Raw genomic sequence first — 15,311 nt, 5'->3', positions numbered from 1 at the left:
CCATTACACCATTGAGTTGACCTGTCCCGGCAGCTCTGAATTCGGGATGCGGACGGTATACCAGGCGAAACGAAAGCGTTTCCAGAAAGAATCGAAATGCAGGTGGACCAGGCAGTCCATAACGATTTCATTATCCGGGTAAAGTGTGAAGGCAAAATGCGCCCAGCGTGCGCTTAGCTTCATATTAAACAGCGTTCGATCGTGTTTATTACCGTGCAGGCGCGATAGGGTCACCATAGCATGTAGCGTGCCTTTGTTGGCCTCTTGTTGCACCAGTTCCAGATGCTTATGCGCCAGCGTAATATCCTTCACTTCAAAAATATTCAGCAGGAACAAGCCCCAGGCCTCTTTATGCCCGAACTGATGCGCCAGCCAGAGATTATCGAGCAGTTCTTTTTCATAAGCGGAACGTTTTTCGGTATCAGGTTCTTGTTTACTCAGACGCTGGTTGCAGACGCCGATGCTGAAATGAATATTTTGCAGGTCATTTTCATAGTCGGTATAGCCTCCGTTATCTATTAATTTGTACGGGGTGCTCTCGCGCAGCGCTAACTGCCGGTGCAAAATCTCCGCCGCGCGCTGAAAATACCCTAACGCGATGGCAGGATCGTAAGGTAGTAGGCCGTTGTTCTCTTTATTATTGTGTTCAAGGCCCAGCAGGTTTAGCGCGGCGGGTATATTTCTTTGTGCGCCCAGCTCTGCCAGCGGCACGAAATGTTCCGGGAGCCCGAACCAGTTGAAATTTTTAATCGCCGCCCGCCAGCTATGGTTATATTGAATGTCGGCGACGCTATCGAGCCAGGCGAGGCCTTGCGCCTCATCCTTTTCGAAACCCAATAACCCGGCGTACTGAAAGTAGCCACGACGGATTTTCGGCACTGCGAATTCCGTTTGCTGCGCATTCTGACAGAGAAAGTTATACATCCACCAGGTGTCAGGAAAATCGCGCAGGGCGAACTTTATCGTGTCATCAGAGAAGTAATTGTTGAGCTTAACTTTTTCCACGATCGAACGCTGAAGGGTTCGCCAGAGCGCGTCATTATCGTCCAGATCGCTATAGCAGACCCGCAGCCACTCCAGCGCGTTGTGGCGAGATTCCTGGATATGCGCTCGTAGGCTAATCTCTTCGGCTTTGGCGATAATACGTTCCTGTTCTGCCGGGGAGTCAACCTCTTTGATGCGCAGATCGCGGTGATCGTCCCACCAGATTAATAGCTCCAGATGTTCACGTTCTGCGGCAGAAAGGTGATCGCATACGCTTGATTCCAGAAATTCGCGGATTTCCTCGTGAGACCCTCTCCAGCGTGGCATACGAAACGGGATATATTCATCCAGCACGTAAAATGCCGTCGGGAAAATAGCCAGGCAGACGGCGAGCCAGTATTTTTGCCCGGCATCGTCATCGCACTCCGGCAATACGGACGGGCGCGGCAAATTTGGGCAAACCGCGTCGGCAAACGACAGCCCGGAATGGGCCATCAGCGCGTCCACCTCCTGCGGTGAATGGCGATGATATTCAGCCAGATCCTCCATTAATGGCTGCCCGGCAACATCCGCGCCCACGAGGAACTCAACCAGCCAGTCGGGCTGGCCGAAGACTTTTGAGTTGGTGCTGGTCAGGGCCGCCGCCATCCACTGGCGCGGTTCACAGTCGATAGCATTGAGCGCGGCGATGACCATCCGTTCGTTGCAGGCGGCGGCGCAGATCCACATCGCTCGGGTGGTTTCTCTCGCCCAGCCATAGCTGCGGTAAAGCCACGCACGGTGATTCCAGTATTGCGCCTCGGCAAGCCAGGCGTGAGTGGAGCGGGGACGAGCGCGCTGCCACTTTTTGATCAGCGCTAATCCTTGCGGCCCAGCCTCAACCAGCGTGTCCATATCGTAAAAAGGGTTGTCCATTTGATTCCAGGCGAAGAAATAGCGCTTTTCCGCTTCGCGGCTGGTAAAGCTCTCCGTCAGCGCCTGGTTGTAGCGTTCGTCCAGTTCGTCATAGCGTTCTTCGCGCAGCAGGCCGGGAATATCGGCAATATGCCACTCTCGTTGCCCGTCATTGAGGGGATTTTTGTGGTTGCACATCTCAAACATAGCGTTGAGCAGACGATCATCCTGTTCCATAAAGCGTCCTTTAAATCGGCTCGAAAATTTTGAATTCATTCCACGGCAGTTGTCGCCAGCGGCTGACCGGGTCTTGCAAATAATGGGTGGCTTCCTGTAAATCCCGTCCGGCAAGCGCTGTTGGCGTGTCACGTAGCGTGAGCCATACCCGGCGGGCGCGAACGTAGGCGGTGGCGTAATCCTCCCAGGAATCAAAACAGTCCTGAGCGCGCTGGGCGTTAAGTAATAACACCAGCCAGGCCTGATGTACGTCGCACCAGTCGAGCCCGGCGATACAGCGGGTCAGAAAGGCGGTGCGCATACAGTCGAAGGCCAGCGCGTCGCGGACCTGGCCCTGGGCCGCCAGATGATGATAAAACGTGCGCGGCGAGCTGCCGATGCCCGCAGGCCAGCGGCGTAAGATATCCTCAACCTTGTGGCGTAACGCCGCGCCGTCGAGGTTTTCGCTCAAGCCCAGCTCTTTTTTTACCTGCTGCGCCAGATAGCGGCGTTTGTCATCGTCAAGTTTGAAGACCAGTTCAACGCCTTTGGTCGGTAGCCCGTTGCGCCGGGCGAGGATATCGGCTAGCGCCAGCGCCCATTGCCGCCGCCGGGTATCGCGACGCAGATCCTTCAGACGATCTTTTTCTTTCTCCTCGGCGATACGGGCCGCAATCAGCGGTTTGTTTTTTTTGTAGTTGCGCCAGCTAAAAAATAGGGCGGCAATAATAAGAACAATCCAGAACATTAGCGCTCCTCCCTGGTTGCAGAAAGATAGCGCGTGGTTTGTAGCGTCAGGCTTTCAATTTCGAAAGGTTCGCTACTGGTGTTTTTCCCGGCAAGCGTAGGATGCCATTCATGCTGCGGAAACAGCATTTCCGCAGCCGTCGCCACGTTAGGATCAACAACCTGAAGGTAGCGCAGTGCCTCCGGGGCGCTGTGCAGCAGCAGCCACTGTAAAGCTACCGGGGGAGTGGGGAAGTGTTCCATTAAATGAAAATTGTCATGCAGCACATTGAGCAGAAAATTGAGGTCATGAATATGAGTAATAAATTTCCAACCTGAATATTCCGGCGTCGATTCATAAACTATTCCCATCCCTTCGCAATCAGCGTGGCGTTCAGGAAGTGGTTGCAGATGGCGTAACAGAGATAAAACATCGTTAGCATATTTCTTAATAGGGTGGCGATTTTGCTTACCTTTAATCTGATCAATGCTCAGGCCGTTATTACCAACCACCAGGCTTATTGTGACGTGGGGAATATTATTGCCGTCGCGCAGGCTGAACAGGCGAAGTTTTTGTTGTTCAATTTGCCGGGCGTAGTAATCGCCGTAGCCGCCGGAAAGCGCGCCTTTATTATCAAAATCTCCGACGCAGTGTTGCATATGCCAGGATTCATACGCCATCTCACTGCGCAGGCCGGGGTTTGTTGCATCAAGCTCAACCAGTACACCGTTATTCACCGTCATCACCGGTTTTAGCGCCTCGCTGTTGGAGGGATACCAACCTTGTTCACGCAGGCGCTGCATTTTTTGATGCTCCGCTTCGCGCATTGCCAGCACGGTAAAGCAGTTGATGCGCTGCAGTTTAGTTTCCAGCCGCTTTCCTTCCTGACGCGAAAGAAATTCCACTAAATCTCTTTCCATTGCCATAAGTTGCGGGTGCTGAACGTTAAGGTAGTAAAAGCGCTCATCGCCACCCAGTTTTGGCGCCAGCCAGGCGGGGATTTCTGCATCAGCGCTAAAATAAACGGCATAATCGGCGACGGAACGCACAGGATAAACATGAGGAAAGTCACCGATGATCCAACGATAAAAATGGTTGCTTAACCAGCGCTGGATATTTTCGCTGTCGCCGCGTTGTTGGCTCCGGGAAAAAATAGACGATTTTACATTTGGCGCATTTATTATATTGCGTGGTTTATAGCGGTGAGATGACGTTTCTGTCATAAAAATCCATGTATAATTAAGCTGGTATTATGTTTATGTATTTTTAGATTCACTTAATGAATTAATGCGCAATAAGTTTAAAAAACTACTCACAGTATATCGGTAAACTAAAAAGAGCGGCCAAATAATTTATTGTCCCCGATCGCGTTCGTCGTGGTTTTCGGGATACCGCTCGGCCAAATGAAAGAGGGCAGTGTGTTAATTCCGCCAGAATAGCGTTGGCGGAAAATATCGTCTTACGACCTTGTTATTGTTATGCCAATAATCATTATACCAGGCGACACGCATCCGCTTCCCAGCGATATCCCACCCCGTAGACCGCGCGTATAAATGACTGTTCGGCATCCAGCGATTCCAGTTTACGGCGCAGGTTTTTAATGTGGCTGTCGATAGTACGATCGGTCACCACACGGTAGTCGTCGTAGAGGTGGTTTAACAACTGCTCGCGGGAAAAAACTTTACCCGGTTCAAGCGATAAGGTTTTTAGCAGGCGGAATTCAGCGGGGGTTAAATCCAGCGCTTTACCACACCAGGAGGCCTGAAAGCGGCTTTCATCAATCATTAACGGGCTTTCGGCATCCTGCTGCTGGAGTTCGCGCTGCGGTTTACAGCGGCGCAAAATGGTTTTCACGCGGGCCACGACTTCGCGCGGGCTGTAAGGCTTACAGATATAATCATCGGCGCCGATTTCCAGTCCAAGCAGCCGGTCGATCTCTTCGATTTTGGCCGTGACCATCACAATGGGGATGTCGGAAAAACGGCGAATCTCCCGGCATAGCGTCAGACCATCGGTACCCGGCAGCATCAGATCCAGCAGGATCAGATCCGGCGGCGTTTGACGCACATACGGCAGTACCTTGTCGCCATGATTGATGAGCGTGGGGGCGTAACTCGCCGCGCGTAAGTAGTCAATAAGCAGCTGTCCCAGCTTGGGTTCATCTTCAACAATCAAAATGCGCGGCGTGTTTTCATCAATGGGTAATTCAGTCATACTTCTCTCTGTAAATCGCGATCCAGCGGTAACTCTACTGTAATGCTAACCCCGCCAAAAGGCGAATGAGCGGCGTGAAGATGACCGTTATGCGCGTGTACAATATTGACGCATATTGCCAGCCCCAGTCCAGAACCGCCGCTGGCGCGGTTACGGGACACTTCCGTGCGGTAAAAACGGTCAAAAAGCTTTTGTAACTGTTCATCGCTGACGCCCGGTGCAGAATCGGCAAAGGTCAGGAATAATGATTTGTCGCGTTGTTCGGCGGAAATATGCAGGCCGCCGCCGCTGTCGGTGTAGCGCAGACTGTTTTCCAGTAGATTATTAAACAGTTGCATCAGGCGATCCGGGTCGCCGAAGACGGTCATGCTATCCGGCAACGCGTAATGTAACGTTAGCCCCCGGCTGGTAAAGCGTTCTCTGAACGCGCCGCCAGCGACTTCCAACAGGGGAACAAGATCGACGGTCGTTTTTTGGTAAGCCAGCGCGCCCTCGTCAGACAACGACAGCTGATGCAGGTCGTCAACCAGTTTGGTAAGCGTACCGACTTCCGCCTGTAGCGAGGTAACCGATTCTGGCGTGAACTGGCGAACGCCATCCTGAATGGCTTCAAGTTCGCCGCGCAATACCGCCAGCGGCGTGCGCAGTTCGTGGGAAATATCCGCCATAAAGTCGCGGCGCATCTGCTGGTTTTTTTCCAGCGTGCTGGCAAGCTGGTTAAAGTCCTGCGCCAGTTTTCCCAGCTCATCGGCGCTGGTTGGAGTCACGCGCGTGGTAAAATCCCCCGCCGCCAGTCTGTGCGTACCCTCGACCAACCGTTTGACCGGGGCGAGCAGGCCACGCGCCAGCAAAAATGTCGCCAGCGCGGCCAGCAACGTTGATAACGCCACGATCATCCAACTGGCGCGCCGCTGCTGCATATCAAAATTAATATCCGTATTGCGCGTCAGCCGCTCGACAGGAGAGGCGATAATCGCGCCGACTTCGGCGCCATTGACCAGAATGGGGCGGCGAGTACCGTCATGCGGCACCGGACCGCGTGGGCCGACCAGCACCCGGCCATTTTGATCGACGACCCAGAATTGGGTGCGCCAACCGTGCGGCGGCATACCGGGGCCGGGTTTATCGCGGTCGTTGTCATGCTCAAATGAACGCAGGATCTGGAAAACGAAGCGATCGTTGTTGCGTAAAAAACGCCAGTTGCCGTGTTGCTGGTACTGGTCGCCCAGCGCATCGCCCAGCATTTGTAGCCGCTGCTCGTTGCCGTGTTTGATATAGTCAATAAATCCGCGTTCAAAACTGACGCGCACGGCCCAATGCATACTGATCAGCAGCACGATGCAGGTGGCGAAAATCGCCAGAAACAGCTTGCCGGTGATTCCGGGCCGCCAGACTTTCATTACAGGCTCCTTTTACGCCGTGAAATGACCATGTTTTGCTGTGTATCGTTCGGCACGCGGGCAAAAATTATCGCCGGTAGCGCGATAATAACCGCCATACATAACCAGGTGTACATAAAGACGTGATGTGTGGCGCTACTGTCTATCCCGATATGCTGTTGGCCAAACATACCCAGCAGCATTCCGGCAATAGTGACGCCGATACTCATCGAGAGCTGCATAATCATCGATAATAAGCTATTGCCGCTGCTGGCCAGCGTATCGGGAAGGTCTTTTAGCGTTAAGGTGTTCATGGAAGAAAAGCGCGCCGAGTTCACCATTCCCTGCAAAAGCAGTACCAGCGGCAGGAGATAATACCAGCCGAGCAGCGCGACCGACATAAACAACAGGCTAACCAATGCCAGTCCGAGCGTGGTCGCTACCAGAACCCGACGATAGCCAAAACGGTTAACTATCTGCACCACAATCCGCTTCATTCCCATGCTGCCCAGCACCATGGGGATCATCATCAAACCGGCATGAAACGGTGAAAAACCAAGACCAATTTGCAAAAAGACCGGCGTCATAAACGGCAGCATACCGCTGCCGATACGCCCGGCAAAACTGCCCAGCAACCCCAGTGAAAACGTGGGCGTGCGGAACAATCGCAGGCTGAATAACGCGCCTGAGTTTTTTTTAGCATGGAAGAGATAGAGCAGAATGGCTGCCGCGCCGCCCGCAGCAAGTCCGGCTAATGTCCAGGGCGAGATCCCCATGCTTTTACTACCGTCCAGCGCCAGGGTGAGTACCGCCATGCCGATAGCTAACAGCAGGAACCCCGGCAGATCAAAACGCCGGGTCTCTATGGTGTAGTTTGGCATCAGCATAAAGGTTGCCATAGCGCCGACGATTCCCACCGGGATATTGATCAGAAAGATCCAGTGCCATGAAGCATATTCCACCAGCACCCCGCCCAGCGCGGGGCCGAGTAACGGCCCGATCTGACCCGGCAGGGTGACGAAGGTCATCGCCGCCATATATTGCGCGCGCGGCACGATTTTCATGACCGTCAGGCGTCCGACCGGCACCATCATCGCGCCGCCTACGCCTTGTAAAACCCGCGCTAATACCAGTTGATTAAGCGTGCCGGAGAGGGCGCAAAACAGCGAACCCAGCGTGAACAGCACGATGGCGGCAAAGAAAATATTACGCACGCCGATTTTGTCTGCCAGCCAGCCGCTGGCGGGGAGCATCACGGCGACGGTAAGAACATATGACACCACTACCATGTGCATATGCAGCGGGCTTTCCCCCAGGCTTTTCGCCATGGAGGGCAGCGCAGTGTTGACGATGGTGGTATCCAGCGACTGCATAAAAAAGCCGAATGCCACAATCCAGAGTTGCCAGCGGGTGTTGTCAGGAAGTTCTGTCATATCTCTACTACCGGTTTGCTATTTTTACGCGAAAAACGCAGCCGCAGACGGTCGAAAAAGAGGTACACCACCGGCGTGGTATAGAGCGTCAGGAGCTGGCTCATGACCAAACCGCCGACAATGGTTATCCCCAACGGCTGCCGTAATTCCGAACCGTCTCCGCCAGATAACACCAATGGCAGTGCGCCGAACAGCGCCGCCAGCGTGGTCATCATTATTGGACGGAAGCGTAACAAGCAGGCCTGGAAAATGGCTTGTTCCGGCGTCAGGCCGCCGCTTCGTTGCGCTTCAAGCGCAAAATCGACCATCATAATGGCGTTTTTCTTCACAATGCCAATTAATAGCATGATCCCTATCAGGGCGATTAGGCTGAAAGGGGCATTGAAGAGTTCCAGCGCCAGAAGCGCCCCAACGCCCGCCGATGGTAGAGTAGAGAGAATGGTCAGTGGATGGACGTAGCTTTCGTACAGTATCCCCAGCACAATGTAGACGGTAGCGATCGCCGCCACTATCAAAATAAGCTGTGAATTCATGGTCTGCTGGAAGACTTGCGCCGTTCCGGAAAAACTGCCGCGTACCGTCGAGGGGACGCCAAGCTGCGTCATGGTGCGATTAATGGCCTCTGTCGCCTGCGATAACGATGTGCCGGTCGGCAGGTTAAAGGCAATCGTGGACGCCGCGGAAAGTCCCTGATGGTTCACCGACAGCGGCGCATTGGCGGGCCGCCATTGGGCGAAATAAGAGAGGGGAATCGCTTTTCCGTCGCTGTTGATAACAAACATTTTCTCCAGCGCGCTGATATCCTGGCTATAGCGCGGATCGACTTCCATCACCACTTTATACTGGTTCATCGGCTGATAAATGGTGGAAATTTGCCGCTGGCCGAAAGCATTATTTAACAGACTGTTTGCGGCCTGAACATCAATACCCAGCCGTGACATGGTGTCGCGGTCGTAGATAAGGTTCATCTCCGCGCCGTTATCCTGCTGATCGGAGTTTACGTCCGCCAGTTGCGGCAGGGCCGAGAGCGCTTTGCGTATTTTCGGCTCCCATTCGCGCAGCGCCGCCAGAGAGTCAGACAGCAATGTGTATTGATAACTGGCGTTAGCCTGCCGCCCGCCGACGCGAATATCCTGTACCGCCATCAGAAACAGCCTGGCGCCGGGTTCTTTTGCCAGTTTGACCCGCAGTCGATCAATGATTTGCTGCGCCGTCTCTTTGCGTTCGCCGCGCGGCTTCAGCGTAATAAACATCATGCCGCTATTCACCCGCGAGCCGCCGGTAAAACCAGTGACATTATTCACCGCCGGATCGTCGCGAATAATTTTCATAAAATCCTGTAGCTTGCCGCGCATGGCCTGGAAAGAGATGCTCTGGTCAGCCTGAATACCGCCCATCAACACGCCGGTATCCTGCTCCGGAAAGAATGTTTTAGGGATGGCGATATAAAGCCAGATGTTCAGCGCAACGGTGCCAAGAAAAACCACACCGACAAGACGCGTATGGTTAAGCACCCATTTTAACGACGTGCCGTAACCCTGTTGCAAAGCTACCAGCAGACGGCCAACGCCCCGTTTACGCGGTTGGGTGCGCGGTTTGCTTGATTTAAGCATCCAGCCGCACATCATCGGCGTCAGCGTGAGCGAGACCACCAGCGAAATGCCAATCGCCACCGAGAGGGTAACGGCGAATTCCCGTAATAATCGCCCTGGCAGACCGCCCATTAACAGCAGCGGCAGAAATACCGCCACCAGCGACAGACTCATGGAGATGACCGTAAACCCGACTTCCCGCGTACCCTGTAATGCCGCCTGCAAAGGTTTCATTCCCGCCTCCAGATGGCGGGCGATATTTTCCAGTACCACAATGGCATCATCAACGACAAATCCGGTCGCGATAGTCAGCGCCATCAGCGACAGATTGTTGAGGCTGAAGCCGCACAGATACATGGCGGCGAAGGTGCCGATGAGCGAAACGGGAACGGCGACGGCGGGGATTAGCGTGGCGCGCCCGGAACGCAGGAATAAAAACACCACCAGGATCACCAGCGCGACAGAGATAGCCAGCGTCTCTTCTACCTCTTGCAGCGACGCGCGAATCGTCGGCGAACGATCCTGGGCGATTTGTAAATCGATAGCGGCGGGGATCATTGCCCGCAGTTCCGGCAGTTTTGCCCGGATGCCGTCGACCGTCTGAATAATATTGGCCTCCGGCAGCTTGCGGATCATCAATAAAATAGCGGGTTTAGCGTTCGTCATCCCGGCGTTACGGACATCCTGCACCGAGTCGGTGACGCTGGCGACGTCGCCCAGGCGTACCGCCGCGCCGTTGTTATAGTGAATAATCAGCGGCTGGTATTCGGCGGCGGTTTTCAGTTCGTCGTTGGTCTGGATTTGCCAGCGGTGCACGCTATCTTCAATTGCGCCTTGCGGTCGGCGTACGTTGGCGCTGTCGATCGCTTCGCGGACCTCATCCAGCGAGACGCCCTGGTTAAAGAGCGCCTGCGGGTTTAAGCCTACACGTACTGCGGGCAGGGAGCTGCCGCCGACGTCAACATCGCCGACGCCGTCAATTTGCGCGATGGTTTGCGCCAGTTGGGTAGAGGCGAAATCATACAGTTTGCCCTGTGACCAGCTCTCCGAGGTGAGCGTTAAAATCATAATCGGCGCGTCGGACGGGTTGGCCTTGCGATAAGTCGGGCGGCTGGGCATTCCGCCTGGCAACAAGCTTTGCGCGGCGTTAATGGCGGCCTGCACGTCGCGCGCCGCGCCGTTAATATCACGATCGAAATTAAATTCGAGAATAATGCGCGTACTGCCGAGCGAGCTGCTGGAAGTCATTTCATTGACGCCTGCAATGCGTCCCAAAGAGCGTTCCAACGGCGTCGCCACTGACGAAGCCATGGTTTCCGGCGAGGCGCCCGGCAGCGAGGCGCTAACCATAATCACCGGGAAATCGACCTGCGGCAGCGGAGCGACCGGCAGCAGACGAAAGCCCAGAATGCCGCACAGCGTAATGGCGGCGGCAATCAAAATGGTGGCGACCGGGCGGTAGATGAAAAGGGCGAAAAAGCGCATCTACGCCTCCTCTTTATGGTGCGGAAAGCGACTTTTCACGTACAGCGACAGGCGGTCAAACAGGAGATAAATCACCGGTGTGGTAAACAGAGTTAATACCTGGCTGACCAGTAGGCCGCCCACCATCGCGATCCCCAACGGGCGACGTAATTCCGCGCCAACGCCGGTACTCAACATTAATGGCAATGCCCCGAGCAACGCCGCCAGCGTGGTCATCAGAATCGGTCGAAAACGCAGCAGACAGGCCTGGAAGATAGCGTCGCGCGGGCTCATCCCCTGTTCGCGTTCGGCGGCGAGGGCGAAGTCAATCATCATGATGGCGTTTTTCTTCACGATGCCGATCAGCAAAATAATGCCGATAATGGCGATAATATCGAGCTCGCTACCAGCGATGATCAGCGCCAGCAGCGCGCCGACGCCCGCCGTAGGCAGCGTTGAGAGAATCGTGATCGGATGGATAAAACTCTCATACAGCACGCCGAGCACGATATACATCGCCACCACGGCGGCGACAATAAGCCAGACGGTGCTGCCCAGCGCCGCCTGGAAGGCGAGCGTACTGCCCTGAAACTGCGTTGTAATATCCGCTGGCAGGGCGAGCGTTTTTTCCGTATCGAGAATCGCCTGCACCGCATCGCCGAGCGAATAGCCCTCCGGCACGTTAAACGAAAATGTCGTAACCGGGAACTGATCTAAATGATTGATGGAGAGCGGAGCGAAGCGCTGCTCAATGCGGGCAATCGCGCTGAGCGGTACGGTGCCGCCGTCGCGGCTCGTCAGGCGAATCGTCTCCAGCGCCGCCAGGCCCGGCGTGCTGGCGGTATTATGTTCCAGCACGACGCGGTACTGGTTCGCCTGGGTATAAATCGTTGAAATCAGGCGTTGTCCGAACGCGTTGTAGAGCGCGTTATCCACATCCGCCATGCTGATACCCAGACGGCTGGCGCTGTCGCGGTCGACATTCACCCAGGCCGCTAATCCTCGATCTTGCCAGTCGCTGCTTACCTCGGAAAGCTGTGGTAACGACTGTAGCGCGTTCTGCAGTTTTGGCACCCAGTGGCTGAGCGCATCGAGCGTCGTGGCCTGCAGGGTAAACTGATACTGCGTGCGGCTGACCTGCGTGTCGATGGTTAAATCCTGCGTCGGCTGGAGATACAGCGCCACGCCGGGAATCGTCGCCACGGCGGTTTGCAGCCGGGAGATCACCTGCTGCACGCGGTCATCACGCGCATCCAGCGGCTTGAGGTTAATTTGCAGGCGCGCGCTATTCAGCGTGGGGTTAGCGCCGTCTACGCCAACAAAAGTCGTCAGGCTTTGCACCGCCGGGTCCTGTAATATCCGCTCCGCCACCTGGCGCTGACGTTGCGCCATACTGGCATACGATGACGATTGCGGCGCCTGCAGCGTCCCCTGGATAATGCCGTTATCCTGTACCGGAAAGAATCCTTTCGGGATGACTATCCACAGCATAACGCTGAGCAGGAGCGTGGCGAATGCCACGCTCAATGTAAGCCACGGATGGTTGAGCACTTTCGCTAATCCGCGTCCGTAGCTGGCGATCACGCGGTCAAACATCCGCTCGCAGGCGCGGGAAAAGCGGTTTTGTTTACGCAGAGACTGCTGGCTGAGCATACGCGCGCACATCATGGGCGTGAGCGTCAAAGAGACGACGGCGGAGATTAAAATCGCTACCGCCAACGTCACCGCAAATTCGCGGAACAGTCGACCAACAATATCGCCCATAAAGAGCAACGGGATCAGCACCGCAATCAGTGAAAAGGTGAGGGAAATAATGGTAAAGCCGATTTCGCCCGCGCCTTTGAGCGCCGCCGCCAGCGGTTTTTCTCCTTTTTCGATGTAGCGCGAGATGTTCTCAATCACCACAATCGCATCGTCCACCACGAAACCCGTGGCGATAGTGAGCGCCATCAGCGTCAGGTTATTAATGGAAAAATCCAAAAATACCATCACCGCAAAGGTGCCGATAAGCGACAGCGGTACGGCGACGCCGGGAATAATTGTGGCAGGAATATTACGTAAAAACAGATAGATAATCATGACGACCAGCGCGATCGCCAGCATCAGTTCAAACTGGGTATCGCGCACGGAAGCGCGAATATTGGTGGTGCGATCGGACAGGACCGTGACCTTCACCGATTTCGGCAGGCTTTCGGTAAGTTGGGGCAGCATCTGGCGAATGCTGTCCGCTGTCGCAATGATATTGGCGCCAGGCTGGCGTTGAACATTCATCACGATAGCCGGCGCTTGATTCGCCCATGCGCCGAGCCAGCTATTTTCCGCCCCCTGTTCGACGGTGGCGACATCGCCCAGCCGTACCGGCGCGCCGTTTTGATACGCGATGATAAGCCTGCGGTATTCGTCGGCAGACTGCATCTGATCGTTAGCAGAAAGCGTCACCGCCCGTTCGGGGCCATCCAGACTGCCTTTCGCCGAGTTGACGTTGGCGCCGGTAATTGCGGTACGGACCGTTTCGCTGGTCAGACCGAGCGCGGCGACAGCCTGAGCATTCAGTTTTACACGCACCGCAGGGCGCTGCCCGCCGGCAAGCGTCACCAGTCCGACGCCGGAGACCTGCGAGATCTTCTGCGCCACGCGGGTTTCTACCATGTCCTCTACCTGGGTCATCGGCATCGCGTTTGAGGTGACGGCAAGCGTCATAATCGGCGGGTCCGCCGGATTGACTTTGCTATAAATCGGCGGATTCGGCAGGTCGGAAGGCAATAAATTGGTGGCTGCGTTAATCGCCGCCTGTACTTCCTGCTCGGCAACGTCCAGCGGCAGCGTCAACTGAAACTGTAGCGTCACCACCGATGCGCCGCCGGAACTTTGCGACGACATCTGCTTCAGTCCTGACATCTGGCCGAACTGGCGCTCAAGCGGCGCGGTGACGGCGGAGGTCATGACATCCGGGCTGGCGCCAGGGTAGAGCGTAACAACCTGAATAGTGGGGTAGTCGACCTCCGGCAAAGCGGCGACGGGCAGGAAGCGATAGCCGATAATCCCGGCGAGTAAAATCGCCGCCATCAGCAGAGTGGTGGCCACGGGGCGCAGAATAAACAGACGCGAAGGGCCGCCCGTGCTGCCCGGAGGTAATACCTGCATCAGGCGCGCGCTCCTTTTTGACCTTCATGGCGGGAAGGGGATTTTTCATCCGCCACGGTGGTTTGCGGCTCAACAACCTCGACTTTTGCGCCTTCCGTCAGCCGATCAATACCATCGGTAACGACGCGATCGCCTGCCGACAAGCCTGCGCTGATCACCACGTTTTGGTTATCCTGAATACCGATTTTTACCCGCTTCTTGCTGACGTTATTTTCGTCGTTCAGCACCCACACAAAGTGGCCCTCATTGCCCATTTGCACCGCCGCGGCAGGCACCACAACGGCATTTTGTTCGGTATCGACCAGCATCCGGGCGTTCACAAATTGATTGGGGAACAGCGTATCGTCCTGATTGGTAAAGCGTGCTTTAATTTTGATCGTTCCCGTCGTGGGATCAATCTGGTTGTCCAGACTGAGCAACACACCTTCGCTCAATTTGTGCGAGTTAGTCCGATCCCAGGCTTCTACGACCAGCGTTTTCCCCGCTTTCTGTGCCTGAACTACGGTCGCGATATCGCTTTCCGGCAGAGTAAAAATGAGATCAATCGGGTGCGTTTGCGTAATGACGACAATACCGGCGGTATCGCTGCTGGAAATCTGGTTGCCGACATCCACCTGTTTCAGACCCACGCGTCCCGAGACCGGGGCCGTGATACGACTCCAGTCGAGCTGTAACTGCGCGCTGGCGACATTGGCTTCATCCGCTTTAATGGTTCCCTGGGTTTCGTTGACCAGCGCCTGTTGCGCATCCAGTTCCTGACGGGAAACCAGATTGGTTTTTGCCAGTTGCTGATAGCGCGCCAGATCACGACGCGCATTCGCCAGCGTAGCGTTATCTTTCGCCAACTGTCCCTGAGCCTGCGCCAGGGCGACCTTAAACTGGCTGGGATCGATTTGCGCCAGCAGATCGCCTGCGTTGACCTGCTGACCTTCCTGAAAGTGCAGGGCGATGAGTTGACCATCCACGCGGCTACGCACCGTAACGGTATTCGCTGCGGTCACGGTACCCAGCCCGCTCAGATAGCGCGGTACGGCCTGCGTGGTCGCGGTCGCGGCCTGTACCGGCGCCAGAGGGCCGTCGCGCATACCGCGGCGACCTGCGGCGGCGGTATGCGGCGCTTGCGCGGCGACGCCCGGCGCGGCGGTCGGGCTTTCGCTACGGCTATGCCAGAACCAGAATGCGGCGGCGGCCACTACAACCCCAATCGCTATTGCCCAGCGGAAAGTATTACTGCCTTTCATCGGTATAAGTTTCTCATCCTGAA

9 protein-coding genes are annotated in these 15,311 nt (G+C 55.5%); all 9 read right to left on the bottom strand.

Annotated elements, in window-relative coordinates; translation table 11 throughout:
• Positions 1–3: 3 nt before the first annotated feature.
• On the bottom strand, positions 4–2,115 hold the full coding sequence (locus tag NA330_RS14945; protein ID WP_023242115.1) for a DUF4034 domain-containing protein: 2,112 nt from the start codon (positions 2,113–2,115) through the stop codon (positions 4–6).
• A 10-nt stretch (positions 2,116–2,125) separates the two neighbouring features.
• Positions 2,126–2,842, bottom strand: a complete 717-nt coding sequence (locus NA330_RS14940) for a DUF1266 domain-containing protein (RefSeq protein WP_023242114.1) — start codon at positions 2,840–2,842, stop codon at positions 2,126–2,128.
• The gene (locus NA330_RS14935; protein ID WP_023242113.1) at positions 2,842–4,044 is read right to left on the bottom strand and encodes a hypothetical protein; all 1,203 of its coding nucleotides are present in this window, start codon (positions 4,042–4,044) and stop codon (positions 2,842–2,844) included. The genes NA330_RS14940 and NA330_RS14935 overlap by 1 nt, the downstream gene beginning before the upstream one ends.
• A 268-nt stretch (positions 4,045–4,312) precedes the next feature.
• On the bottom strand, positions 4,313–5,035 hold the full coding sequence (gene baeR, locus NA330_RS14930; RefSeq protein ID WP_000137854.1) for a two-component system response regulator BaeR: 723 nt from the start codon (positions 5,033–5,035) through the stop codon (positions 4,313–4,315).
• Entirely contained in the window at positions 5,032–6,435 is a 1,404-nt protein-coding gene (baeS, locus tag NA330_RS14925) for a two-component system sensor histidine kinase BaeS (protein WP_000870073.1), read from the bottom strand. The genes baeR and baeS overlap by 4 nt, the downstream gene beginning before the upstream one ends.
• Positions 6,435–7,847: an MFS transporter gene (locus tag NA330_RS14920; protein ID WP_000137818.1), complete on the bottom strand. Its 1,413-nt coding sequence runs from the start codon at positions 7,845–7,847 to the stop codon at positions 6,435–6,437. The genes baeS and NA330_RS14920 overlap by 1 nt, the downstream gene beginning before the upstream one ends.
• Positions 7,844–10,924, bottom strand: coding sequence for a multidrug efflux RND transporter permease subunit MdtC (gene mdtC / locus NA330_RS14915; RefSeq protein WP_023242112.1), 3,081 nt, complete (start codon positions 10,922–10,924; stop codon positions 7,844–7,846). The genes NA330_RS14920 and mdtC overlap by 4 nt, the downstream gene beginning before the upstream one ends.
• On the bottom strand, positions 10,925–14,047 hold the full coding sequence (gene mdtB / locus NA330_RS14910; protein ID WP_023242111.1) for a multidrug efflux RND transporter permease subunit MdtB: 3,123 nt from the start codon (positions 14,045–14,047) through the stop codon (positions 10,925–10,927).
• Positions 14,047–15,288, bottom strand: a complete 1,242-nt coding sequence (gene mdtA, locus NA330_RS14905) for a multidrug efflux RND transporter subunit MdtA (RefSeq protein WP_023238546.1) — start codon at positions 15,286–15,288, stop codon at positions 14,047–14,049. The genes mdtB and mdtA overlap by 1 nt, the downstream gene beginning before the upstream one ends.
• Positions 15,289–15,311: the final 23 nt, after the last annotated feature.

The sequence above is a fragment of the Salmonella sp. NW722 genome, assembly GCF_051702785.1.
In the GTDB taxonomy this organism is placed as follows: Bacteria; Pseudomonadota; Gammaproteobacteria; order Enterobacterales; family Enterobacteriaceae; genus Salmonella; species Salmonella enterica.
This window is presented reverse-complemented; position numbering and strand designations above follow the sequence as displayed.